Source organism: Holdemania sp. (assembly GCF_986127675.1).
In genome coordinates this window covers 1-24,848 of record NZ_CFQZWI010000018.1, presented here as the reverse complement: position 1 = coordinate 24,848, position 24,848 = coordinate 1, and the positions used below count along the sequence as shown (strand labels likewise).

The window sequence follows — 24,848 nt, the reverse complement described above, 5'->3', positions numbered from 1 at the left end:
CCCTGGAGGACCGGCTGCACGAGCTGGATTATCTGAAAAATCCTGCGTCAGATTGACGGAAACAAATGATGTTTAAGCAAGTTGAATACTCCCTGAAACGGGAATTTATCGGTAAAGGAAAATTAATCTTTTTGGAAATCAAAAAGAACAATCCCCGGCAGCCTTTAACCATGCCAACCGGGATGATGCAGCCTGTACAGCCGCCATTTGCGCGCACAAAAAAAATGGAACAGGCTCCCATGGAGTTCTGTTCCATTTTTGATCGGTATACGGCAGGGATTTGTTTCGGAGGGAAATTCTCAGCGCCTTCTGCAATTTTGTTACAGCGTGCAGTGCTCGATTTTCCCGTCGATGATCGTGGTCAGACAGGATGTCAGATTTTCAAACGGCATGCCGTCGAAGATCGCGACGTCCGCGTCTTTGCCGGCTTCTAACGAACCGACGTGGTCTTCCAATCCCAGCAGCCGGGCTGGACGGATCGTCACGGATTCCAGCGCGGTCTCAAAGCTCAGTCCGTAACGCATCGCAATGCCGATATCGCTTGGCAGCCAGACGGTGTCGGAAGCGCCGTCCGCGGTCAGGCAGAAGTTGATGCCCGTCTTTTCAAAGACCGCCGGCGTGTCCTGGCGGCAGCCCCAGATTTCAAATTTCATCGGTCCCATTTTTAACGGTCCGACAACTGCCGTGATGTTCTTTTCTTTTAAGAATTCCTTGATCTTATAGCCTTCCGTGCAATGCTCGATGGCATAGCTCAGCTTAAATTCCTCAGCGATCCGGATTGCGGTGACGATATCATCCGCCTGGTGGCAGTGAATCCGGCAGCGGCGTTCACCGCGGACAACCGGGACCAGCGGATCCAGCCGGAAATCCGGTTCGACGTAAAAGCTGGAGTCTGTTTCCGCTTTTTTTAATTTATCCGAGTAGACTTTCGCTTTGAATAACGTTTCCCGCAGCACGGCGCCGGTCCCCATTCGGGTCATCGGCATTTTCTTATCCGGGCCATAGCAGCGCTTTGGATTTTCGCCCAGCGCCATTTTCATGACTTCCGTGCCCGGAATCATCATTTCCTGAACGGTCGCCGCGTTTTTCAGCTTGAAGGAAAAACCGACGCCGCCGATGACGTTGGCGCTGCCCGGCAGTGTGCAGCAGGTCGTGAAGCCGGCGTTTCTGACCTTCGGGATCGCTTCGTCAAACGGGTTGAACGCGTCCAGCATCCGCACCTGGGCAGTGACGGGATCGGTAATTTCGTTGGCATCCATCGTCGAAGGCATCCAGGCCGGTTCGTTTAACCCCGACAGATGGCTGTGGGCGTCGATCAGCCCCGGCGTCACCCATTTGCCGGAAGCATCGAGAATTTCCGCGCCTTCCGGAACGGCGATATTTTGACCGACCGCCGTAATTTTGCCCTGATCGATCAGCAGGGTGCCGTCTTCGATGACGCCCTGCGTGACAGTCAGCAGCTTTCCATGAATAATGGCGATCATAAATCACCCTCCTGCCGGACAAATTCCGGTTTTCCGTCAATGATGACCTGTTCGCACAGCGTCAGATTGGAGAACGGCATGCCGTTAAAGATCGCGATGTCCGCGTCTTTGCCCACCTCCAGCGAACCGATCCGATCGTCCAGCTTCAGAAGCTTCGCCGGATTGATCGTCACGCATTTTAACGCCTGTTCAAAGCTGAGGCCATTGCGCATTGCGATGCCGACGTGAACCGGCAGCCATTTCGTGGCGGAGGAATCGTCCGCCATCAGACAGAAATCCTCAATTCCGGCCTTTTCAAAGACGGCCGGGGTATCCTGACGGCAGCCCCAGATCTCAAATTTCTGCGGCCCCATTAACAGCGGACCGATGATAACCTTGGTCTTTTTCGCCTTTAAGAAATCCAGAATCTTATACCCTTCGGTGCAATGCTCGATCGTGTAATCAAGGTTGAATTCCTCGGCAATCCGGATCGCCGTGACGATGTCGTCAGCGCGGTGGCAATGGATCCGGCAGCGCATTTCGCCGCGGACGACCGGAACCAGCGCTTCTAAATCAAAGTCACGCTTGACGTCTTTGCCCGCAGCCAGCGCGTCGCTGTATTGCTTCGCGTCGAATAACGCTTTGCGCAGCACCGCGCCGGTGCCCATCCGGGTCATCGGCATTTTCTTTTCCGAGCCGTAGCAGCGCTTCGGGTTTTCGCCCAGCGCCATTTTCATCATTTCCGAACCTTCGATCGCAATTTCCTGAACGGTCGCCGCGTTTTTCAGCTTGAAGCTCAAGCCGGTGCCGCCGATGACGTTGGCGCTGCCCGGCCCGGTGTAGCAGGTCGTAAAGCCGGCCGACCGCGCCGCACCGATCGCCATGTCGAAGGGATTCAGCGCGTCGATGCCGCGGATCTGAGCGGTGACGGGTGAGGTGACCTCGTTGCCATCGCCGATGTGCGGCATCCAGTGCGGTTCGTTAAAGGTAGAAATGTGCGTGTGCGCGTCGATCAAGCCCGGAGTCACCCATTTTCCGGAAGCGTCGATGACCTCAGCTCCCTGCGGGATCGCGAGATCCTTGCCAATCGCTGTGATCTTGCCGTTGTCGAGAAGCAGCGTGCCGTCTTCAATCGTACCGTTGACGACGGTCAGCAGCTTGCCGTGTGTAATAGCTATCATTGTATGTCCCCCAATCTCTATGAACTCATTGTATCGTAAAACCAGTGAAAATCAATCCGTGATCCCAATCATTTTCATTAAATATCGAGCGTTGCGCTGCGTACAGCGGCCCGGCTTGAGCTTGTAATCAAAGAAAATCTTCTGATTCTGGTAATGTTCCTCAAAATGAACGTTGACTAAGGAAAGTCCCGTTTGTTCCTGCAGGGCGCACAACTCAAAGTCGTGCGTCGTGATCATCGCGCGGATCCATGGGTGATTCAGGTGGCGAAGTACCTGAGCGCTGCCGTCGATCCGATCCAGCGAGTTGGTGCCCTTGAAGATTTCGTCGATCAGCACCAGCAGCGGTTTTTTCTGAGGCACGGCGTCGATGATCCTGCGGATTCTTAACAGCTCGCCATAGAAGGTGGAGATGCCCTCGTTGACGTCGTCGCGGATCCGCATCGAGGTTAAAACGGTAAAGCCGGACGTATCCATGCTTTGCGCGCAGACGGGACCGCCGGCTGCGGCCAGAATCTGATTCAGACCGATCGTGCGCATGAACGTCGTCTTGCCGGACATGTTGGAGCCGGTGACCAGTGTCAGCGAATGATCGAGGGTGAAATCGTTGCCGATTGCCTGATCGGGATCCAGCAGCGGGTGAGTCAGCTGCGTAAATGCCAGAACCGGCGTCGTTTCCTCATGCAGCTTCGGCATGCAGGTCTGCGGATGCGTCAGCGCGATCAGCGCCAGCGATTCCAGCGATTCCAGCTGTCCCAGCAGTTCCATCACGGCGATCCACGTCTGCCCGGCCTGAGCCTGCCATTGATTCCAGGCCCCCACGCATTGCAGATCCCAAAGCAGCAATAACTGCGCCGGCAGATAGAGAAACGGATTGGCCTGCAGCGACAGCCGGTTTAACAGCCCGTCGAGCTGCTTTACGCCCTGAAGCAGTCCCTGCGGCTGACGGATCCGGGTTTTCAGCGTGTCGATCAAGGGGCTGGACAATTCCGACTGATCCAGCTTCTGACAACGGGTCAGGCAGTTCTGCAGCCCCTGCCGGACCTTTGCGACGGTCTGCAGACGGCTGTGCACGGTCCCAAGGGAAAACAGGGCGAGCGCGGACTGGACAAAAAAGATCAGGATGAAGCACAGCGGCGAGATCCAGCGCAGCAGCGTCAGCCCCAATAACGTCAGCGTCACCGCCGGCATCCAGCGGATAAACCAGCCGGGAATCGGCAGCGTGATCGGCTGGACAAGCTCATTGAGCTTGTCGGAAGCCATTGCGGCGGCTGTCTGCGGCGTCAGACCGTGCGTGCAGGTCCAGTCCGCAAGCATGAATTCCGAATGCTGGGCCAGAACGGTCACGGTTTCCTGACGCTCGCGGATCGTTTCGGCCGCGGCTGAATCTTTAAAACAGGACGCCAGCGCCGTCTTTCCCTGCGGCAGGACCGCCATGCAGCAGAACTGATATAACGAACGCGGTCCGAACACGTCGAGATCGGCCAGCGCGGGCTGATCGTCGTCTAAAAATTCCGCGCCGGTTTCCGGCGCCTGCTGCCAACGGCCGTCAAACCGCGCCAGACAGCGCTGGAGCACTTCGATTTGCGCCTGCGCTTCAAGATAGAGCCGGTTGTTTTTCTGATGCGCCAGCATCGCCAGACAAAACCCGGTCAGACTCAGGATCAGGATCGGCCCATAGCCCCTCCAACCGTCGACGACTTGAAAAAAAGCCCATGCCGCGATTAAAAATAAACCGAAGCGAACCCCGGCGATCTGTGAGTTTTTGCGATGGAGCTGAGCGCTTCGTCGTTGCGCCTGAGCCAGCTGCGTTTCCCATTGTTGTTTGTGCATCGGATTCCTCCTTTTTTAATTCTTTGCAATAGCTTTAGTATAAGCCAGATGTCGTTGAAAATCAAAGTAGGAAAGCCTCGTTCGCACCTCAGGTAAACCTTGGATGGAAATAAAATCACCGCAGAATTTCTAAATCTGCACGCAAAGCGGCAAGGGTCGCTATTTCCATTCTTAAAAAAATATGCGATAATAAAAAAGCATTCAGCGCAGCAAGTGATTTTTCCCCGACCTCTGTGGCCGAGGGGAGAAATCGTCAAAAACAAGTTTTACTGTGAAGCGCACAGAGAAATCGGGTTTCTTCACGGACAGGAGATCCAATCCTGCCGCTTTAGCAGAGACCGCCGTACTCCGGTTAATAAACGGGGGATGGAAACAATACAGTTCTGAATCAGAGAACAGGAGCGATGCACTATGGAATCAATGGTCGTCTTTCATCGTTGCCGCAGTCTGGCGGCAACCGATGCTTTTTATATTCAGCAATTAGGGCTGAAACTTTGGCATACGCAGCCGGGCTGTCATATTTACGACAGCGGTTATGGCTATCTGGGCTTTGTGGAAAGCGTGGATTTTGAGCTTCCGGCCTATTCGTGCATTTCCTTTAACTGCGCCGATGAGGCTGAAGTCGACGCGCTGTACGAAAAATTCAAAGACATGAAGGGAGCTTCCGCTCCCCGGCGGCATCCGCAGTTTGCCGTGTATTCCTTTTTTATTCAGGATCCGGACGGCTACACCGTGGAATTTCAGAAGATTGAAAAGGAGGGGGAACAATGAGCGATCGGATTATTCAGACGGTAACGCCGCGTCAGCTGCGCCGGGAATTCAATGGCGTCGGACTGACGTTTCTGGTTGTCTTTGCGCTGGCCGTCGGCGCGGCCTTTGGCTATCAGCGGCTCGTTCCGCTGCTGGAGCCGTATTATCAAACGGTTGACCGTCAGGCAGCGGAAGCTGGAATCCGGATCGCCGTGACGCTGATCGTCATGCTTCTTCCCTTTCAAGCGTATGCCGCGATAAAGAAAATGAAGACAGGGCGGTTTTTCGGGCGTTGTCAGGGCGAGTGGCGCGATATTCTCGAATTGACATTGATCGGTCTGGCACTGAATCTGCTTCTGACTTTTATCGTCGGAATTCTCTCGCTGGTGCTCAGCTGGTCCAATATTCAGTTCACATCATCACAGCTGATCCTGCAGGGAAAATTACCGGCGGTCATCCTGAATGTGATCCAGACGGCAGTCGTGTTCCCTTTTTGCGAGGAATTTATTTTCCGCGGCGTCTGCCTGCGCAGTTTTGGCCGGATGGGTAATTATTTCGCGATCTTCGCCAGCTCGCTGTTGTTTTCTCTGATGCACGGTAATCTGATCAACATTCTGCCCTCATTCTTTCTGGGCGCTTTTCTGGCGGTTGTGACGATGCGCTTCAATTCAATTCTGCCGGCGGTGATCATCCATATCGCAATCAATTTGCAGACGGTCGCTTTACAGCTGGTGCCGGTGCAGTATTCATGGGTGATCGGATTAAGCTGCGTCATCATTTACGCCCTGGCGCTAATCGCGCTGATCCGGCGGCGGCATAAGCGGATCATCGTGCGCCGGGAAGCAAATCCGTGGATTTTAATCCAGCAGTTCTTCCTGTCCTGGGCGATCGTGATCACGCTGATCGTCTACGGCGTACTGAACATCCTGACGCTAAAATTGTAAGGGAAAACCGGCCTGTCCGGTTTTTTTGTTTTTTCAGCGGGGAAATGCGAAACACGAAGGAGGGGAGCGGATTTGTTTTGCGGATGGAGAAAAACGGTGCTACACTGATTTCATCAGAAACGGAGTTGATGGGATGAAAACGACTTTTACTTATGATCATTATGCGGATTATGCCGAGCTGACGGCGCGGCTGGTCTATTTTAGTGAGCATTACCCGGACTTTGCCTGCTTAAGGAGCTTGGGAAAAACCCCGGAAGGGCGCGATTTGTGGGCGATGGAGGTGACGGACTTAAGCTGCGGGGATTTCGATGAGAAACCGGCGCAGCATATCGACGGAAACACGCATGCCGGGGAAGTGACGGGGTCGATGGCCGCGCTGCATCAGCTGGATGTGCTGTTGACCGGACACGCTGAACCGCAGATCGCAAAACTGCTTCGGGCTTATACGTTTACGTTTATCCCGCGGATTTCTCCGGATGGCGCGGAGGTTTATCTGAAAACGCCCCAGCTGCTGCGCTCCGTCAACCGGGTTTCAGGGAAAGAACAGTCCGGCGTCGTCCGGCAGGATCTGGATCAGGACGGTGTGATTCGCTGGATGCGGATTCCCGACGAAACCGGAGCGTGGGCGGCGGATGAGGAAGAACCGCGGTTATTGCGCCGGCGGCGGCCGGATGAAATGGACGGCGTGTTCTATACAGTGATGCCGGAAGGCATGCTGCGTGGGGAGAAGGGGGAAATTCTTAAAGCGGCCCCAGCCCAATGGGGGCTGGACTTCAACCGCAATTATCCGTGCTGGTGGAAGCCGCAGCAGCCGGGAGCGGGAAACTATCCGCTGGATAATCCGGAAACCCGTGCGGTGGCGGATTTTCTGATCGCTCATCACAATATCGGCGTGATGGTTACTCATCATACCAGCGGCGGTATGATTCTCAATCCGCCGGGACCGTTTTCGGAAGCTGAACAGGATCCGCTGGATCGGAAAATCTATCATGCGATTGGCGCGCTGGCAACCGAAGAGATGGGTTATCCGTTATTGAATTTATACGATGGCTTTCACTGTACGGAAACCGATTATGCGGCCGGCGCGGGCGATGACTGGGCTTATCTGAACCGCGGAATTTTCGCAGTGACGGCCGAGCTGTGGGATTTGCAGAGCCGGGCCGGGATCAGCGTGGAAGATCAGCTGGATCCGGATTTGAGCGAGGCGCAGCAGTTGCAGCAGCAGAAATTAACGTTGGCCTGGATCGACGCTCATTGTCCGCAAGCCTGGAAGCCGTGGACGCCGCTGAAGCATCCGCAGCTGGGCGAGGTGGAGATCGGCGGGCTGGATTATAAGTTTACGATCCAAAACTGCCCGCCGGCGTATCTGCGCGAAGAATGCGAAAAAGCCACGCGGTTTGCGCTGCGTCAGGTCTGCCTGCTGCCAAGACTGGCGATTTTGCGTTTTGAGGCTCAACCTTTGGGGCATGACTTCGTGAAAGTGACGGCGGAGATCGTCAACCGCGGCTATCTGCCGACGTGGATCAGCCGGCAGCGCCAGGCGATGAAGCTGGCGGAACCCATTCAGATTACGTTGGAGGGCGCAAAGATTGTGCAGGGACAGGCGCGCAGTGAAATGGAAGCGCTGGAAGGCTATGGTCAGGATCAAACAGAGTTGTCCTTTTCCAGCGTCTATGGTCAGACAGCCGCGCTGCGGAAGAAAATAGAATGGATTGTTCGTGCGCCTGCAGGAACGACTGTGCGGTTAAACGTTCGCTGCGCTCAGGCCGGACAGGCTTCGGCAAGCTGTGTGATTGATTGAAACCTTGAAATCTGTGTGGATAATTCGATAAAGGAGAAATGAATGGCGGAATTAATGAAAGCAAGAATCAACGCTGACTCGCTCGGCGAACTGGCGTGCAGAATCAAAAAAAACCATTCTGCATTTGAGAGCGAAGCCTTTGTGAGCGAGATTCTGGATATGGACTGGGACACGCTGGAACTGAAAGCCCGGATCCGGAAGACGGCGCTGGCCTTGGGCAAATATCTGCCTGCGGACTATTCGCAGGCGGTGACGATTCTGCGGCAGACCGCGGCGAATTATCCAGCGGACAGCGACGGGTTAATGTTGATGTGCTTGCCTGATTATGTCGAAGTATTCGGCCAGGCGGAAGCGGATTGGGAACAATCCATGGCGGCATTGGAACACATAACGTCGCTGGCTTCGGCGGAATTCGCCGTCCGCGCGTTCATCCTCCGCGACGAAAAGCGGATGATGGCGCAGATGGCGGTTTGGGCTGAGCACAAAAGCGAGCATGTGCGGCGGCTGGCCAGCGAGGGTTGCCGTCCGCAGCTGCCCTGGGGCCAGGCGTTAGCGAGCTTCAAGCAGAATCCGTTGCCGGTGCTGCGAATTCTCGAGCTGCTGAAAGCGGATCCCTCGCCGTATGTTCAGAAAAGCGTGGCGAACAACCTGAACGATATTTCCAAGACGCATCCCGAGCTTGTGCTGGAAACGGCGCGCCGCTGGCAGGGGCAGAACGCGATCACAGACGCAATCCTCAAACATGGCTGCCGGACATTGCTGAAAAAGGGAAATCCGGAAGCGCTGGCGCTGTTTGGACTGGCGGAGAATGCCAGTGTAAAGACGGCGGAATTCACTGTGACGACACCGGTCGTGCGAATTGGCGAAGATCTGGTTTTTTCCTTTGTGCTCAACGCGGAAACCGACGTTCGGGTACGGCTGGAATATGCGGTTGACTACATGAAGGCCAAAGGAAAACGCAGTCGGAAAAACTATAAAATATCCGAGCTTACCTTAAAGGCAGGCGAGAAACGGAAATATGTAAAAAAACAACACTTTGCCGACACAAGCGTCAGAAAACATTACCCGGGACGCCATTCGGTCACCCTGATCATCAACGGCTGTCCGCAGGGAACGCGCGATTTTGAGGTCACAGCGGCAGAATAACCAAAACGTCTTCCCCGACCATTTTCCATTCAGGAGATCGCAGCAAGGTTATCTGAGCAACAACGATAAAAAAAACAGGAACAACCTTCATCCGGGCCATAGCGGCGCAGATTTGGCTTGATTCCTGTTTTTATTTCATCTTCCTGAGCCGGTCAGATTTCAGAATGAACTGGAATCAACCTCAATTCTGGCTCAGATTCATCAAAGAATTAGGCGCTTAGACGGCGCGGCCGGCGTCGTTGCCTGCATGGATCGCCTTGGCGATATTGAACGGATTGGCACAGTCGCCGACGGCATAGGTTTCCGCTACGGTCAATCCTTCCAGCAGGCTGGTGTTCGGCAGCATGTCGGCGGCGTTGACGATCGCGTCGCAGGCGATTTCCATCTCCACGCCGGTTTCGGTCAGGATGACTGCTTTGTTCTGATTGACCGACTTCAATGAAGCCTGCGGCCAGGCGCTGAAGCCCAGCGAATACAACGCCGTGGTCATCATTCGCATCGCGTGCTGCGATTGCTGCATATCCATTTCCGCGGCTGTATTCGGCGTGATCATCGTGACGTGCTTTTTGTGAACGGTCAGCCACAGAGCGGCGTCGAAGGCCTGGGCATTGGAGCCGTAGATGAGGACGTTTTCCCCCATTTCCGTAAACATGAACGATTCCATGTCGATCACCGGAGCACTGCCGTCGCCTTCCACCTGCAAAGTGTCGCGCAGCCCCCCGGCAGCCAGAATAACGGCATCCGGTGCTTCCGCGTTGATCTTGGCGGCGTCGACTTCCACGCCGGTTTCCACTTTGACGCCGGTGATTTCCAGCTGACGGATCAGATAGTTCTTGAAATCCTGCAAGTTTTCATGCGGACCCTTGACGGTATGTGCGAAATCCAGCAGGCCGCCCAGCGTCCCTTTCTTTTCATACAAGGTCACGTCGTGGCCGCGGGCTGCCGCAATCCGGGCCGCTTCCATTCCAGCCGGGCCGCCGCCGATCACCATGACTTTTTTCGCTTTTTCGATCGGCGGCAGTTCATACGCTGCAGGTCCGCCTTCACGCATGACGCGCTGGGTCAAAGCGTTGACGCGGCAATAGCCGGCCATTGCGTTGGCTTCGTTGCTTCCGATATGGCAATGCAGACAGCGGGTGCACGGCGCGATCTCATCAATCCGTCCCTCACGCAGCTTATTGACATATTCGGTATCGACGGTTAACGGCCGGGTCATCAGGAAGAAATCTGCCTTGCCGTCTTCCAGCGCCTGTTCGAAGAAATCCGGAGCGTGCGCCGGGTCCATGTAAGTGACGACGCCGCAGGGAATGCTGACGGCGGCCTTGTAGCGGGCCGCGACGTTCAGAAGCATGCCGGCGCCCTGCGTATCGCCGATCAGCTGGCCCTGCCAGTGCTTTTTGAAATCATACTGCGTGCCGAAGCCGGACGCGCCTTCGATGCCGTTTAAGATAAAGTACAGATCGCTGCCGAACTGCGCGACGTGATGACCCAGCGGACCTAAGCGCAAATGCATGGAATCCGCGCCGGCGGCCTCAAACAGCTTCGCGAAAGCGATGCCTTCCTCTACCGTCGTGATTTTTGTGCGCGGCGTTGTGACCGCGTTGTCCAACGTCATTAACGTCGGATTGTTGGCGACGTTGTCGTTTTCCTCAATCGCGTCGATTAAGATCTGAACATTGAAGTCCGCACCGCAGGCTTCCTTGATCTTGGCGATGCACTCCGTGACGAAACGGGCGCGGTTTTCCAGACTGGTGCAGCCATATTCGTCCGTGCGTACGTTGTAGAAACGGGACAGGAAATGTTCGCCCATATTGAAGCCGGCGGCGTTGATTTCAAACGCTTTGAAGCCCAGCTGCTGCATGCCCTTGGCGATCTGCGCGCCGCGGTCTTCGATCGCCTGAATCTGTTCGACGCTCATTTCATTTTCCCCGGCGCCGAACTGCGCCCACTGATAGCCCAGGCTGGCGCCATACTTCGCACATTCCGCGACCAGCTTCTGACCGAAGGCCAGGGTTTCAGCGTCGTAGCCGCTGCCGTCGGCAGGAATTTCCAAAGCGGAAATCCCTTCCACATAAATCATCTCAACGCCGCCCTTGGCGAAATTGATATAATATTGAAGCAGTTCATCCGTTAATCCGGCCAGATAGGTTGCGGATCCGGCTGCCGATTTGACCATCCGGTGGCTGAGCTGAAGCGAGCCGATGGTCAGCGGCGAGAACAACGTTTTCAATTCTTTGGTGTTGCTGCGGTAGTCGTCGCGCTGCGGATTGAGATAAGCTGCGGCGATTTTGTCGTTTTCCGGAGCCGGCGAAGACGCAGGGGCATCGGGGGTTTTTTCATTTTCTGCCGAACAGCCGACTAATCCGGCTGCCATGAGGGTTAATGCGGTGGCGCCGCTTCCTTTTAAGAAGTCGCGTCTTGAAATTTTAACCATAGGTATTGATCCTCCTCTTATGCTATAATTTTAACAAGGCAATGGAACCGTATTCATCATCCGATTGCTAGATTATTCACAGAGTATTTCGTGCAAAATGCCGAAAAACCGGGAAATAAGGGGAAATCAGGCGGGACATCCGCTGAAAGGGGAGAATTAATGATGCAGAGTCAGGCGTTGATCGCCGCTGTCGCAGGCGGTTATGCCATATCCATCCCGCGGGATTTGGGCGAAATGCCGATCACCTGCTGTCAGCTGATCTTTGAGCTGCCGGCTGTGCTGACGCCCGCGACCTTGTATATCCAGGCTGAGCCGTTTACGTTGGATCCTTCGGCCTATCCGCAATGCTTCTTTCTGTTGATGGAAGCCAGCGCGCCAGCCTTTAACGCCGCGGTTTATCATACCGGCAGCGCGCTGGATTTATACCAGACGCTCTCTGCGCTGCTGACCGACACCGACGTGTACGCGCAGGCGCTGTCCGCGCTGGGACGGGCGGCGAGTTCGGGCGAGGGCATTACTGCGCTGGTGAAAACCGCCTGTCAATACATTCAGAATCCGATCCACGTTCTGGATAAAATGTTTTCCCTGATCTGTTCCTGGCCCGATGAACCCTGCGGCAATCCGGTTTACGATTATTTCCTGATTCACAAGGAACCACATCCGGAATATCTGCGCCATGTCGAAACAGCGATCATGCGGTTCAGCCAGCACCATATCCGCTGCGCTCAGCTGGTCGATTACAACAAAGAGCGGCTCAAGTTGATCAGCTGCTCGATCGGCGCTTTGCCGCATCTGTTAGGCGGCATTGAGGTATTGCAGCTGAACCGTCCGTTTACACAGACCGACGTGCGTCTTGTCGATCAGCTCGCGCTGCTTTTACAGATCGAGCTGTTTAAAGCGAACAATGCGGCGGAAAAGGCGGATACGCAATTTGAACTGCTGATTCAGGATATTCTGCACGGCCGGTTTTTCCATCCCGAAATTCTGCGCTCGCGGCTGCAGGCGTTTCCGCACTTGCTGAACCGCAGCTTCTGCCTGTTGTTAAGCCAGATTCCAAAAAGCAAAACCTGCACGCTGAAATACTACAATGAGGAAATCAACCGCCGCGTGCAGGTCATTGAAAGTTTTCAACATCAGAACGATCTGTATTTTCTGCTCGATCCGCAGGATTGGAACGAAGACCGGCAGGAAGCGCTGAATACGCTGGCGCTGCAATCCGAGACGTTGATGATCGTCAGCGATCCGATCGAAAACCTCGCCAGCTGTCCGATCGTCGTAGCGATGCTTCAGGGGGGATTGACGGTGACGGACGCCCTGAGCGGTCTGGTTGCTTTCCGCGATCTTTATTTTAAGACGCTGCTGCACACTCTGTCCTGTCACAGCGCGTTAGCGCTGCACGATTTTGTCCATCCTGGAATTCAGCGCTTAAAAGACTTTGATCAGACGCATCAGACAGACTTTCTGGCGACGTTTAAAACCTATCTGCAATCCCAGTGCAGTCCGACAAACACGGCCGCCGCACTGCATCTGCACCGCAACTCCCTGGCTTACCGGATTCAGAAAGCCCGCCAGATCAGCGGATTTGCCAGTGAGAATCCCAAGGATTGCCAGAATTTTCTGTTGTCGATCCAGATTGACGAATACCTCGGCCCATGAATTTCAGCGCCGCTCAGCCTCTGCACGCCGGATTATCTCTGAGAAGTCAATCGGAATATTTTCCCGCTCTCTTCTTAATCTTAACGGACCGTTTCTTTTTCGATCCGCAAAGACGCTGATTTTGAAGCTTTCAGGGAATCTGCGGAAAGTCGGGAATTTTGATCGGCCGCGTGAACCTGGCTTTGAATTTATCCGGTTCGATGGTAAAATAACAGGAAAGAGAGCGCCGGCCGGTTTTGGCGCGCAAGGTTCAGCAAACGGAGATAAACTATGATGTACTATGAAGATTTAATGGGGAAAAATGCGATTGCGACGATTAAAGTATCCAAGGAACTGCTGAAATATTCAGTGGGAGAACGAATCCCGACGGTCAGCGAATTTGTGGATTCATTAAGTCTGGCCCGCGGCACGGTTCAAAACGCGATCAAGACGCTGGTGGATCATGAAGCGGTGCGGATTGAATCCAAGGGCCATCTGGGTTCCTATCTGGTGAAAAAGAACATGCGGGTGCTGCTGAAATTTGCAGGCGTGCGGATGTTGTTAGGCACGATGCCGCTGCCTTACAGCCGCCGTTATGAGGGACTGGCCTCCGGTTTGATCGCGTCGATGGAAAATAATTACGACCTGCCGATCAATCTTGCCTACATGCGCGGCTCTGTCAACCGCATCAGCATGGTTTTGCAGAAACGTTACGACTTCGCGGTCGTTTCCCGATACGCCGCCAATTATTTCATCGAAAAATATCCGGATAAAATTGAGATCGTCGTCGGTTTCGGCGCAGGCTCTTATTTAAGCAATCACGTAATCATGTTCCATAATCCGAATATTCGGGAAATTCAGGACGGGATGAAGGTCGGCATTGATTCTGCCTCGATTGACCAGAAAGAGCTGACGCAGTTTGTCTGTCAGGGCAAAAACGTCGAATTTATTGAGATCGAATATTCGCGGATCATCGAGCGCGTGATTTCCGGCGATATCGACGCGACGGTCATGAATATCGACGAAGCCAACGATAAACATGTCAAAATCCATACGAAATCAATCCAGCAGGTCAACAAAGACAACACCGAGGCCGTACTGGTCGTTGCCCGAGAGAATGAAATTTCGACGTTGATCAAAGAACTGGTCGACGTGGAAACGGTGCTGAACATCCAGCGCCTGGTTCTGGAAGAAAAAATAACACCGAGCTATTAAGCCGGTTTCGATCGTCTGTCAGATTCTGACGCGGACGGAAGAAACTGGTTTTTTTTATGTCTGCAAGGCTGTTGCGGCCCATGTCTTGCCCTGCTTTAAATCTCGGGAATCAGAATGGAAAGGTGAGAAATTCAAGAAGAATTGAAAAACGACAGGAGTTGTCAAACGCCGAAGGCGGCAGTGGAAAGGTAAGAAAAATCAATCGAACTTCAAAATACATAAAAATGTATTTTGCTTGTTGACTTTCTCACTTGCCGGGGCTATACTGAATTTGTAAATACGGAATAGTGTATATTGGGTGGGATGAGATGAAAAAAATCAAATGTTACCGATGTGGCAAGATCCATGAAGTTAGTGAGATGAAGCTGCGGAAGTCATGGGAATGCACGCATTGCCACGCGGTGATGGCGCTGGATCCTGCGACACAGCGCAAACTGAAATACATCCGCATGTTGTTCGTCGCGGTCGTCGTCAGTCTGCTGATGTACGGCTGCAGCCGGCTGGGGACATTGACCAGCTATGTCGCGTTGATCGTCACCTGTTCGATTGCGATCGTGATTACGCAGTTTTCCGATCAGCTATGTCTGGCGCTGACGGACAAGCTGTTCGGACTTCGGTACATGCCGGTGGAAACCGCGAAAAATGCGCCGGTAAAAAACAAAAAGAAAGGAAAATGAGGAGAATGGATTTTACGGAAAGATTGAATCTGTATCTGGAGGGCGGCATGATTCAGCCGGCCGACGTTGACGACATTCAGGCGATCATCGCGATGTTTGACCAGAAATATCACATTCAGCTTCAGGAGGAAAACGCCGATACGTTTATCGCGCATCTGTGCGCGGCCTTTGGCCGCAATGCGACGGGGGAGAAAATCGAACCGCTGCCGCCGGAGGTGAAGGCGGAGCTGGAAGGGTTGGACAGCTATCCGCAATCGCTGCAGATGCTTCAGGATGTTATGGCGGCGACGCGCAATCATTTCAATCAAACCGAACAGGATTACGCGCTGCTTCACATAAATAATTTAATCGCCCGGTTGGCAGAAGGCTGCGGCGATTAAATGAAGGGGAATCATGTTAGTAAGAGGAGGTAAACATGGAAGGAATCATTACTAATTTTGAATTTTCACTGCCGTTTCGCGCGATCGTTCTGATTGCGATCTGTGCCTGGGCGAGCCTGCTTTCGCACAAATGTATTTCCAACTTCAACGACGGCGCGCGGCCGGTTTTTCCAGAATTGATGGAAGGCCGGATGACGCGGGCGGAGTTTGCGGTCGTCGTTACCGGCATGGGTTTCGGCTGGGTTCTGGCCGGCTTCAGCCAGTGGCTGGGCACAGGCCTGATCGCCTGTCATCTGACGTTAATCGCTACCGACTGCCTGGGCGCCTGGTCGCCGAACAAGTGGGTCGCGTTAATCATCGGCGGTGCGTATGGCGCGCTGTGCGCCTTCGGCACCAGCTTTATCAATTCTGCATTCACAGCGCTGCCGTATAACTTCTTAAATGATTTGACACAGATCAGCTCCCCGGCGCTGCCGGTGTTCTGTATGTTCCCAGCGGTTGCGATCGCAAGCCAGTTCGGGGCTAAAAAGGGAATCACAACCGGTCTTATCGAAGCGATCGTCTACATTTTCTGCACAGTGGTCGGCGCTGTCAATTTCGGTTCGATCTCCGTCAGCCTGTATCCGTACACCTTCGCGATGCTGGCCGGCATGATCTGCCTGCTTGTCTATTCCATTAATGGAAGCAAGAATGCGGAAAGCGTGGAAAATGATTCGGAAACCGAAAACCTGTTTACGAAGAATGCCAATCGGATTAAGAGCAACTGGGTTTATCTGTGCATCCAGGGCGCGCTGAACGCGTTGGGGATTCATGTTCTGGCTCAGGCTTATCAGCCGTATGTCCTGTCCTCAGCTGTCTTAGCGGGCAACATGGGCACGTTTGAACTGGCGATGATCGGCGTTATTATCGCGTTTATCCCATTGATCGTTTCCACGGCGCTGGCAACCGGCGTTTATCAGGCTGTCGGTCTGACGACGGTGATGCTGGTCGGCTGTCTGGCTCCGACCTGGTGGCTGGCTCCTGTCTTCGGCTTTGTTGCGGAATTTGTTGAAATTCAGCTGTTAGGCTTATTGGGCAAGGGGTTATCGAAGTTCCCGGAACTGTCCAAATGCGGCGATTATATCCGTGACGCGATGGTTTCCTGCATCGGTCTGGCGTTGGTTGCCGGTTCTTTCCTGGCGGCAAACGCAACCTGGGGTGCAGTCGGTCTTATGATCGTCGGTGGTTTCTTCGTCCTCAACGACGTCACCGGACAGCGGATTCCGAAGTCGGCAGTCGGCCCGTTAGCGGCCGTTGCAGTCGGTATTCTGTACAACATCATGATCTTTCTTGGACTAGTCCTATTGTAATGGAATGAAAGAGGAGAATTGCTTATGTTAAAAATTGAATGCTGCGGATTAACCGCGTTACAAACGAAACAGATTATTGAGAAGAAATTCCCGGGGCTTGTTGAAGCTTCGCTGGATCCGGATATGATCGCGGCGCGGAAAGTGAAAAGCGGTGATGTGGATTTTTACTTGGGAAGCTGTATGACCGGAGGCGGCGGCTCGCTTGCGACGGCGATCATGGTTTTGGGCTATGGGAACTGTCTGACCGTTTCCAAACAAGGCAATTGTCCGAATGAAAAACAAATTCGTCATCTCATTTATTCAGGAAATCATAAGGCGTTTGGCTATGTTAAAACTCATACTGAACAAGTAGTTCCGGCATTGGTGCAGGCTCTGATTGATAAATCTGAAGGAAAACCTGAATAGCGGGTATTCATTTAGGGGCATCTTCGGATGCCTCTTTCTTTTTAAGGAGGAAATTTCATGATCCGTACGGTTTTAAACGATATTGAAAAAGAAAAGCTGGGCGTTACGATGTGCCACGAACACTTCATTGTGGATCTGGATCGGGTCCGTCATGACGGCATCAGCATGATTGAAACGCCGGCGGAAGTCGAGCCGGAAATCAAAAAGATGATGGCGCTGGGCGTTCAGGCGGCAGTGGAGGTCAGCACGATTGATTTAGGCCGCGACGTCCGTAAATTGAAACAGATCAGTTTGGACACCGGATTGACGATCGTGGCGTCCACCGGTTTTTATTTAACGCAGTATCACCCGGACTGGCTGAAAACAGCTTCGGCTCAGCAGATCGCAGAAGTGTATGTCAGGGAGCTGACCGAAGGCATCGACGATACCGGAATCCGGGCCGGGATCATCGCTGAGATCGCCTCGTCCCCGGAACGCTTCGAGGGGGAGGAAAAGAAGATTCTGAAGGCTGCCGGCATCGCTTCCCGGCTGACCGGGGCGGCGGTATCGACGCACACCGGCCGCGCGACCGCCGTGGAAACGATCGAAACGCTGCTGGCGGAAGGGGTCGATCCGGATAAGATCATCATCGGGCATCAGGACTTGATCGACGACACAAAGTATCATTGCCAGCTGTTGAATTACGGCGTGAATCTCGCGTTTGACACCTGCGGCAAGAAAGTGTACATGCCGGATGAAACCCGCGCCCGCAACGCGCTGGCGATCATGGAAGCCGGCTATGGCGATCATCTGCTTTTCAGCAACGATATATCCCGGCGGACTTATTTCACAAGTCATGGCGGAGACGGGTATTTGAGCGTAATGAAGTGGGTCGTTCCGCTTCTGAAGCAGGCCGGCGCCTCAGAGCGGCAGATTCAACGCTGTCTGACGGATAATCCGGCGCGGATCCTGGATAACGAGTGGAGGTAGACTATGTTTTTGAATCAATGCCTGCAGAATAATTCAAAACTGATCGAATTTGCTTTTCATGCGCATCAGCAGGGTCTGATTCTCCCCGACACCTATCTGTTGGATCTCGATACGATCGCTGAAAATGGAAGGCGAATGCTGGAAACCGCCCGTCAAAATGATGTGAAATTGTTTTTCATGCTGAAACAGCTGGGCCGGAATCCAATCGTCGCAAAACGGCTGATGGAGCTGGGCTTTGCCGGCTGCGTCGCGGTCGATTACAAGGAAGCGCTGGTGATGATTGAGAATGGAATTCATCTGGGCAACGTCGGTCACCTGGTTCAGACGCCCAAGGCTGCGCTGAGGAAAATCATTGCGGCGCGTCCGGATGTGATGACGGTGTACAGTCTTGAAAAGATTGCGGAGATCGATCAGGCAGCCGCGGAAATCAATCGGGTACAGCCGCTTATGATCCGGATTACGGATGACGACGCCAGCCTGTATTCCGGTCAGATCGCCGGCTTTTCCAGCGCTCAGCTGCCGGAAATCCTGGCGAAAGTCAAGTCGCTCAGGCACGTGCGGATCGGCGGCGTGACCGTGTTTCCAGCGTTGCTTTACAGTGAAAAAACACAGAAGATAGAAGCCACAAGCAATGTCAGCGGCCTGCTTCGGGCGGTGGATTATCTGAAAGATAAAGTGTCGGATGAATTGTTGATCAACATCCCCAGCGCGACTTGCTGCGCCTCCATTCCCACAATCCGGCAGTTAGGCGGCAACAACGGCGAACCCGGCCACGGGCTGACCGGCACGACGCCGCTGCACAAAGCCAGCCGCGAACCGGAGAATATCGGCTATCTTTATGTTTCGGAAATCTCGCACAATTATAAGGACAAGGCGTACTGCTTCGGCGGCGGACACTACCGGCGCGGACACATGGCGCATGTCCTGGTCGGCCGAGATCTCGCGCACGCGCGGATGTTCAACATTCAGGCGCCCGATGACGATTCGATCGACTATCATTTTGAAATCGACCGCAACTGCACGGTATCCGATACCGCGCTGATGTGCTTCCGAGCTCAGATTTTTACAACCCGCAGCCATGTCGCGATCGTCGAAGGACTCAGCCGGGGCTGTCCGCGGATCAGCGGGCTGTTTGACAGTCAGGGCCGAAAAATTCAGGTAAATTGGGAGTAAAACAGGATGAAAGACAACTATTCGCTGCAGCATAAAACCGCATTGCTAAATCCCTATGGATCCATCGTCAAGGTATTGGACGGCGATCCGGAAAAGCTTCTGGTTGGAATCAAAAACGTGCGTTCCATTCCGAATACGCTGATGCACAGACTGGAACCTGCGGGCTTCACGCTGCACACAATCGACAAGAAATCTCAGCTGGCCGGCCGGGCTGTCGACACGGAGCTGATCAATCCGATCAGCGGCCGTTTCATGTCAGGTTCCTCCTCCGGCACCGCGATCAACGTATTCGCGGGCATCAATGATCTGGGCATCGGCAACGACGGCGGGGGCAGCGTTTTGGCGCCGGCGATCAGCGTCAATATTTTAAGCTTCATTTCCAGGCTGATCGAAGCCGACCGTCCGCAGCAGCTCAAACCCAACACCGACAACATCACATCAGCCAATTCGATCGGCTTTATGGCCCGCGATAAAAAGATCCTGATGAAGGCAATTCAGGCTGCCATCGGCATCCGTCCGGCCTCCGGCGTTGGAAGGGTTCTGGCGGATCGGGAATATCCGGGAATCGACGCGCAGGTCATTGCGATTGAGGATCCGGCCGCACCGCGCGCCGTACTGACAGCGTATTTACAAGCGCTTCTGAAACGCTGCGACGTCTTTATGATCACCGAAGGGCCGATTGATCTGGACGGTTTCGGCGATTCGCTGTTCGGTCATTTCGATGCGCGGACGCAAAGGATTCAGCAGGCCGCGGGGAAGGGCTATGTCCGCGTGTGCAATCTGGCCGGTGCAACGGCGCTGTCGCTGCCGCAGTCCGGCTTGGGCATGGCGACGCTTCTGATGTGCGAAAGTCAAAGTGAAAAAATCGCGCGGCTGCTTTATCTGGCCGAACAGATTGAGGAAGTTCATGACGAACTGATCGAACGGTATTTTTTGGATCTGAACAACTATTTTATCGAAGGTTACGAAATATAGGAGGACAACAATGAACGTTTACCCATTAAAAAATATGACTTTGGAACAGGCGATGCAGAAGCAGTTTAAGCTGGTCGACTGCATTACGCGGCACTTTCGCGGCACTGAAAGTTTAACGCGCGGGGATCTGGGAGTCCATCAGCCGGGCAATCAGCCGGTGACGACGCGGAAAGCAGAACAGGCGATTGCGGAGTTCTTCGGTGCTGAGGATTGCATCTTGGTCCGCGGCAGCGGAACCGGCGCGATTCGCTATGGCTTGAGCGCGATGATGGAGTGCGGTCAGAAGATTCTGATTCACGAAGCTCCGGCCTATTCGACAACCCAGACCAGTTTTGAAATGTTTGGTCTGGTCCCGGTGCCATCCAACTTTAACGACTTGTCGGCAATCGTCAGAACGCTGCAGGAAAATCCGGATATCCGCGGGGCGCTGGTACAGCACAGCCGGCAGAAAATTGACGACAGCTATCATCTGGCGGAAGTGATCGCCACGATCAAGCAGACGGCGGATATTCCAGTGTTGATCGACGATAACTATGGCGTCATGAAGGTGGAAAAGATCGGATGCGAATGCGGAGCGGACGTCTCCTGCTTCTCGACGTTCAAGCTGCAGGGACCGGAAGGGATCGGCTGTGTCGTAGGACGCAAGGTGATCATCGACCGGATCCGGAAGATGCACTATTCCGGCGGATGCCAGACGCAGGGCTGGGAAGCGCTGGAGGTTCTGCGTGGTCTGACCTACGCGCCGGTGATGCTGGCGCTGACGGATGCCGCAGCAAAAGAAGCGCTCAAACGCATTCAGGCCGGGGAAGTCAAAGGGATTAAGCAGGCCTGCATCGCCAACGCTCAGTCGAAGGTGCTGTTAGTCGAATTTGCTGAGCCGATCGCGAAAAAGGTGCTGGCGGCGGCTGAAAAACGCGGCGCTCTGCCTAATCCGGTCGGCGCGGAATCCAAATATGAACTGGCGCCGATGTTCTACCGCGTGTCCGGAACGTTCTTAAAATCAGACCCTCGCTATGGTGAATATATGATCCGCATCAATCCCAACCGCTCCGGTGCGGATACGGTGTTAAGGATTCTGGCAGAAAGCATTCAGGAAGCGAATGAAGCCTGAGTGCGGGGGTGAAGCGGATGAGTAAGCGATTTATCATCGTCGTTCTGGACGGCTTCGGGATCGGCGCGATGGAGGATGCCGCTGCGGTGCGTCCGGGCGATGAGAAGGCAAACACGCTGCGCAGCATCCTGCGCGATCACCCGGATCTGAAGCTGCCGACGCTGGAAAAGCTGGGGTTGATGAACGCGTATGGCAGCGAAAGTGCGCAGATGAAATTCAATCCTCAAGCCAATTTCGGCAAAAGCGAATTGATGCATTTCGGAGCGGATACGTTCATGGGGCATCAGGAAATTATGGGGACTCTGCCAAAGCAGCCGGAAGTCCATCCATTCCAGCAGAAAGTCGACGTCGTCGCAGCGCACTTGAAAAACTGCGGCCATCAAGTTGAAATCATCGAACGACAGGGACTGCGGTATGTGGTCTGCGACAAGTTCGTCACGATCGCCGATAATCTGGAAGCAGATCTGGGTATGTGCTACAACGTGACCGCGCCGCTGGATTTGATTTCTTTTGAAAAAGAAGTGGAAATCGCGGAGCGGGTCCGCGAGGTCGTGACGGTCGGCCGGGTGATCGTATTCGGCGGCACCGGCAATACGATGCAGGATTTATATAACGCTGAGGAAATCAGGCAGGGCAGGTTTATCGGAATCGCTTCGGCAAAATCCAAATCCTACGAACAAGGTTATCAATGCCGTCATCTGGGGTATGGCGTCAACAAGAATGTCCAGGTTCCAACAATCCTGACCAAAGCTAAAATTCCGTGCGTATTGATCGGCAAGGTCGCGGATATTGTCGCCAACGATCTGGGTACCAGTCTTTCCTGCGTGCCGACGCCGGAGTGCATGAGGCTGACGTTGGACGCCGTGCGCCGCATGGATACCGGGTTTATCTGCACCAATGTTCAGGAAACTGATCTGGCAGGGCATTCACAGGACAGCGCGGAATACAGGCGGATTCTGGAACAGGCTGACGCGGGTCTGGCGGAAATCCTGCCGGAACTGACGGAAGACGATATATTAATCGTTCAGGCGGATCATGGCAATGATCCGGATATCGGCAGCAGCCGGCATACCCGCGAATGTGTTCCGTTGTTGATTTATCGGAAAGGTCTGAAAGGCGTGAAAATCGGAACACGGCGCACGATGTCCGACAACGGTGCGACGTGCTGTGATTTCTTTGGCACGGATGCCCCGGAAAACGGGACTTCGTATCTGGATTTGCTTCAGCTGCCGCAAGGTTAAATCGAAGTTAGCATATTGCGAAGAGGATATGCTGACTTTTTTATCGGCGGGAAGATTGATCGGCACAGGCAGAGAGCACCGATATGAAAAACTTGAAAATAGCCAATACCTGAACTTAGAGAAAGTTATAAGGAAGATCATTCAATAAGAATAGAATTGGCATGATTCGAAAGAAGACAGGCCAATCCTTTTCGTTTCAGGAAAATCATGTTGGCAGTTTGGTCAGTTAAAACTAAGGTGTTCTATACTTATTGCAGAGAAAGAGATAATACAGAAAATGCTTGATGCCGTTAAGGGGAGAAGGAAGGATCAACCAAAGCGTCAGATCTGGAATGCAGTGAAAGAAGAGGGGATAATCCGGCGAATTGTGCTTTTGCAAGTGAGAGCGGGACAGGAAAATACAGCAGGCAGAGAGGCTGCACAATCCATGATACTGCTTCGTGTGGGACAACGGGGCAAGCCATGAGATAAACGAAGGGAACATAACCCGCTGCATCTGGATGAAGAGAGTTTTGCCCAGACCTTGAACTCAGCAAGCTGAGTAAGAGAAGGAAGCATACAGGATGGGAAGAAAAGAAGCAGATTTCTGACAGAATTTGCCTTTTCGAATGCGCGGCGTCAGTTCCCTGCGAACATTGACTTTGTTGAAAATATTTTCAGAGCAGACGATTGTTTTTGATGCAGAAAAGGGATGGTTAACCGAATTCGGGTATAAACCTGCCTTTTGCTTGTTATGATAAGAATCAAGTCTTTCAGAAATGGGGAAGACGGGGATCAAATCATGAAAGGAGTCGGCTATGGAATATTCTGAAATGCTTATCCACCGAATTAAAGATCTGTGTCGTCAGCGAGGAGGCATAACCGTTCATCGCCTGGCAAAAATGTCTTCTCTGCGGCAATCGACGCTGGATAATATTATCCGCGGCAACACCAAGGATCCGCGTGTCAGCACGCTGCATCGCATCGCTCTGGGCTTTAATATGACGCTGACTGAATTTCTGGATTTTCCGGAACTCAACGATTATGTATTTGAGGAGGAAGAAGAAATAATCAATCCGGCAGAGCTGAAAAAGCATAAAAAAACGGAAAGGCCGGCATCAAATGCTGTTCTTCCGTAACGATCAGACTTATTTGTCTTTAAATCGGCTGAGGAGGTAATCGGCAACCTCTTCTTTTTTTATTTTGAACGATAATGAAATTTCCTCATGAAGCAGGTCTTCTGCCCGGGCGAGCATTTCAGCATCCGCACGGGACAGTGATTTACGATCCTTCAGCTTGTCCTGTTTCTGAGTGTAAATCGAGATGATCATCTGCGCGAGCTTGCGGCCGTCGCCTTCTGCCAGAATTGCCTGGTAAGTTTCCTCGCGTTTGCGCTTATCATCAATCCAGGCGGATTCCAGCTGCGGCATTTCGTTGATCATCTGTTCAATCTCTTCCCGATTCATGACCGGGCGCAGTTGTGAATTGGAGGCTGGCGTTACGATCTGCGTATGGATGCCATAAACGGAATTGAGCACGTAACACGTTTCAGGACGGCGCGGTTTCAGTTCTTTTTTGACAATCTGATCAACCTGGAATATTCCTCGCGCACCATAACGTACATAATCCTTTTCTTTAAACATGAAGCTCATTCCCCCTTCCAAAAGGTGAATCTATACCTCTATTTTACCATTTTTAAGGGATTTTCGTAAGTAAAATCGTCAACGGCATCCGGAAGGGGGAAAGTCAGGGTTAAAATAAGCGTGGAAAACAGCGGCCCAAGCATCGCAGTATAAGGCTTATAAGAACCAGCGGCAGGATGATCAGAAGAAGAAAAATGAATACATTCAGCAAAAAGACATCAGGGATGATTTTTTCCAATGTCATAGCGCAAAGAATCAAAGTCAGCCGGAAGGAAAGATAATAACCAGGCAGAGCACAAATTCAAAATCTGATTTTTTAAGTTTGTTCATCGCCTCTATTTCCTTTCATCATTGAGAGGAATCGGTAAAAATAAGTGTTAAAGGTTCCCAACTGTTGTCAATAAACTGATAAACTTCAATTTCGGAAAACGGAGTTTCGGGCGTAATCTGCAGATCCCTAGCGGTCCGGACTTCCCGCAGACCGCCTTGGTAGCCAAGGATCGCATAAGCATCGGGTTTTACTTGATATGAGATCGGAAGAGCGTCG

22 protein-coding genes are annotated in these 24,848 nt (G+C 53.1%); 16 read left to right on the top strand and 6 right to left on the bottom strand.

Annotation, left to right across the window (positions count from 1 at the left end):
* Window positions 1-320 precede the first annotated feature (320 nt).
* Genes AC5OW4_RS04840 through AC5OW4_RS04830 form a run of 3 tightly spaced genes read right to left on the bottom strand, consistent with a single transcriptional unit; the run spans window position 321 to window position 4,474 of the window.
* Complete coding sequence (locus AC5OW4_RS04840; RefSeq protein WP_072684947.1) at window positions 321-1,484, bottom strand: amidohydrolase; 1,164 nt, start codon at window positions 1,482-1,484, stop codon at window positions 321-323.
* Window positions 1,481-2,644 carry an amidohydrolase gene (locus AC5OW4_RS04835; protein ID WP_195395436.1) on the bottom strand — a complete coding sequence of 388 codons (1,164 nt, stop codon included), beginning with the start codon at window positions 2,642-2,644 and terminating at the stop codon, window positions 1,481-1,483. The genes AC5OW4_RS04840 and AC5OW4_RS04835 overlap by 4 nt, the downstream gene beginning before the upstream one ends.
* A 51-nt stretch (window positions 2,645-2,695) precedes the next feature.
* Complete coding sequence (locus AC5OW4_RS04830; RefSeq protein WP_195547725.1) at window positions 2,696-4,474, bottom strand: MutS family DNA mismatch repair protein; 1,779 nt, start codon at window positions 4,472-4,474, stop codon at window positions 2,696-2,698.
* Between the two features lie 411 nt (window positions 4,475-4,885).
* On the opposite strand from AC5OW4_RS04830, the gene AC5OW4_RS04825 reads away from it, so the two are divergent.
* The 4 genes from AC5OW4_RS04825 (at window position 4,886) to AC5OW4_RS04810 (ending at window position 9,115) form a co-directional block, all read left to right on the top strand.
* Complete coding sequence (locus AC5OW4_RS04825; protein WP_072684950.1) at window positions 4,886-5,245, top strand: VOC family protein; 360 nt, start codon at window positions 4,886-4,888, stop codon at window positions 5,243-5,245.
* Complete coding sequence (locus AC5OW4_RS04820; RefSeq protein ID WP_195395433.1) at window positions 5,242-6,168, top strand: CPBP family intramembrane glutamic endopeptidase; 927 nt, start codon at window positions 5,242-5,244, stop codon at window positions 6,166-6,168. The genes AC5OW4_RS04825 and AC5OW4_RS04820 overlap by 4 nt, the downstream gene beginning before the upstream one ends.
* 133 nt (window positions 6,169-6,301) lie before the next feature.
* Window positions 6,302-7,969, top strand: coding sequence for a M14 family metallopeptidase (locus tag AC5OW4_RS04815; RefSeq protein ID WP_493676720.1), 1,668 nt, complete (start codon window positions 6,302-6,304; stop codon window positions 7,967-7,969).
* Between the two features lie 42 nt (window positions 7,970-8,011).
* On the top strand, window positions 8,012-9,115 hold the full coding sequence (locus tag AC5OW4_RS04810; RefSeq protein WP_295769048.1) for a DNA alkylation repair protein: 1,104 nt from the start codon (window positions 8,012-8,014) through the stop codon (window positions 9,113-9,115).
* Between the two features lie 217 nt (window positions 9,116-9,332).
* Here the strand turns inward: AC5OW4_RS04810 and AC5OW4_RS04805 are convergent, their stop codons facing one another.
* Complete coding sequence (locus AC5OW4_RS04805; protein ID WP_072684954.1) at window positions 9,333-11,549, bottom strand: oxidoreductase; 2,217 nt, start codon at window positions 11,547-11,549, stop codon at window positions 9,333-9,335.
* A gap of 159 nt (window positions 11,550-11,708) precedes the next feature.
* Here AC5OW4_RS04805 and AC5OW4_RS04800 point away from each other — a divergent pair, with 159 nt between their 5' ends.
* From AC5OW4_RS04800 to AC5OW4_RS04745, 12 genes are all read left to right on the top strand, one after another.
* Window positions 11,709-13,205, top strand: a complete 1,497-nt coding sequence (locus tag AC5OW4_RS04800; protein WP_195395430.1) for a PucR family transcriptional regulator — start codon at window positions 11,709-11,711, stop codon at window positions 13,203-13,205.
* A 270-nt stretch (window positions 13,206-13,475) separates the two neighbouring features.
* On the top strand, window positions 13,476-14,399 hold the full coding sequence (yhfZ, locus tag AC5OW4_RS04795) for a GntR family transcriptional regulator YhfZ (RefSeq protein ID WP_072684956.1): 924 nt from the start codon (window positions 13,476-13,478) through the stop codon (window positions 14,397-14,399).
* A gap of 308 nt (window positions 14,400-14,707) precedes the next feature.
* Window positions 14,708-15,076, top strand: a complete 369-nt coding sequence (locus tag AC5OW4_RS04790; protein WP_139248634.1) for a hypothetical protein — start codon at window positions 14,708-14,710, stop codon at window positions 15,074-15,076.
* Window positions 15,077-15,081: 5 nt separating this feature from the next.
* Window positions 15,082-15,456 carry a hypothetical protein gene (locus AC5OW4_RS04785; RefSeq protein WP_072684958.1) on the top strand — a complete coding sequence of 125 codons (375 nt, stop codon included), beginning with the start codon at window positions 15,082-15,084 and terminating at the stop codon, window positions 15,454-15,456.
* A gap of 35 nt (window positions 15,457-15,491) precedes the next feature.
* A complete protein-coding gene (locus AC5OW4_RS04780; RefSeq protein WP_072684959.1) occupies window positions 15,492-16,805 on the top strand; it encodes a YhfT family protein in 1,314 nt (437 codons plus the stop codon).
* Window positions 16,806-16,829: 24 nt separating this feature from the next.
* Entirely contained in the window at window positions 16,830-17,210 is a 381-nt protein-coding gene (locus AC5OW4_RS04775; protein ID WP_072684960.1) for a DUF2620 family protein, read from the top strand.
* Between the two features lie 57 nt (window positions 17,211-17,267).
* A complete protein-coding gene (locus AC5OW4_RS04770; protein WP_195395429.1) occupies window positions 17,268-18,179 on the top strand; it encodes a phosphotriesterase family protein in 912 nt (303 codons plus the stop codon).
* Between the two features lie 3 nt (window positions 18,180-18,182).
* Window positions 18,183-19,352, top strand: a complete 1,170-nt coding sequence (locus AC5OW4_RS04765; protein ID WP_072684962.1) for an alanine racemase — start codon at window positions 18,183-18,185, stop codon at window positions 19,350-19,352.
* A 6-nt stretch (window positions 19,353-19,358) separates the two neighbouring features.
* Entirely contained in the window at window positions 19,359-20,327 is a 969-nt protein-coding gene (locus AC5OW4_RS04760; protein WP_195395428.1) for an amidase family protein, read from the top strand.
* A 10-nt stretch (window positions 20,328-20,337) separates the two neighbouring features.
* On the top strand, window positions 20,338-21,438 hold the full coding sequence (locus AC5OW4_RS04755; protein ID WP_195395427.1) for an aminotransferase class V-fold PLP-dependent enzyme: 1,101 nt from the start codon (window positions 20,338-20,340) through the stop codon (window positions 21,436-21,438).
* Window positions 21,439-21,455: 17 nt separating this feature from the next.
* Window positions 21,456-22,679, top strand: coding sequence for a phosphopentomutase (locus AC5OW4_RS04750; protein ID WP_195395426.1), 1,224 nt, complete (start codon window positions 21,456-21,458; stop codon window positions 22,677-22,679).
* Between the two features lie 797 nt (window positions 22,680-23,476).
* Entirely contained in the window at window positions 23,477-23,797 is a 321-nt protein-coding gene (locus tag AC5OW4_RS04745) for a helix-turn-helix domain-containing protein (RefSeq protein ID WP_072684967.1), read from the top strand.
* Between the two features lie 9 nt (window positions 23,798-23,806).
* Here the strand turns inward: AC5OW4_RS04745 and AC5OW4_RS04740 are convergent, their stop codons facing one another.
* Both AC5OW4_RS04740 and AC5OW4_RS04735 read right to left on the bottom strand, forming a co-directional pair.
* Window positions 23,807-24,301: a CarD family transcriptional regulator gene (locus AC5OW4_RS04740; protein WP_072684968.1), complete on the bottom strand. Its 495-nt coding sequence runs from the start codon at window positions 24,299-24,301 to the stop codon at window positions 23,807-23,809.
* Window positions 24,302-24,649: 348 nt separating this feature from the next.
* Window positions 24,650-24,848 (bottom strand): hypothetical protein (locus AC5OW4_RS04735; protein WP_493676719.1); only part of this gene is annotated, 199 nt, incomplete at its 5' end.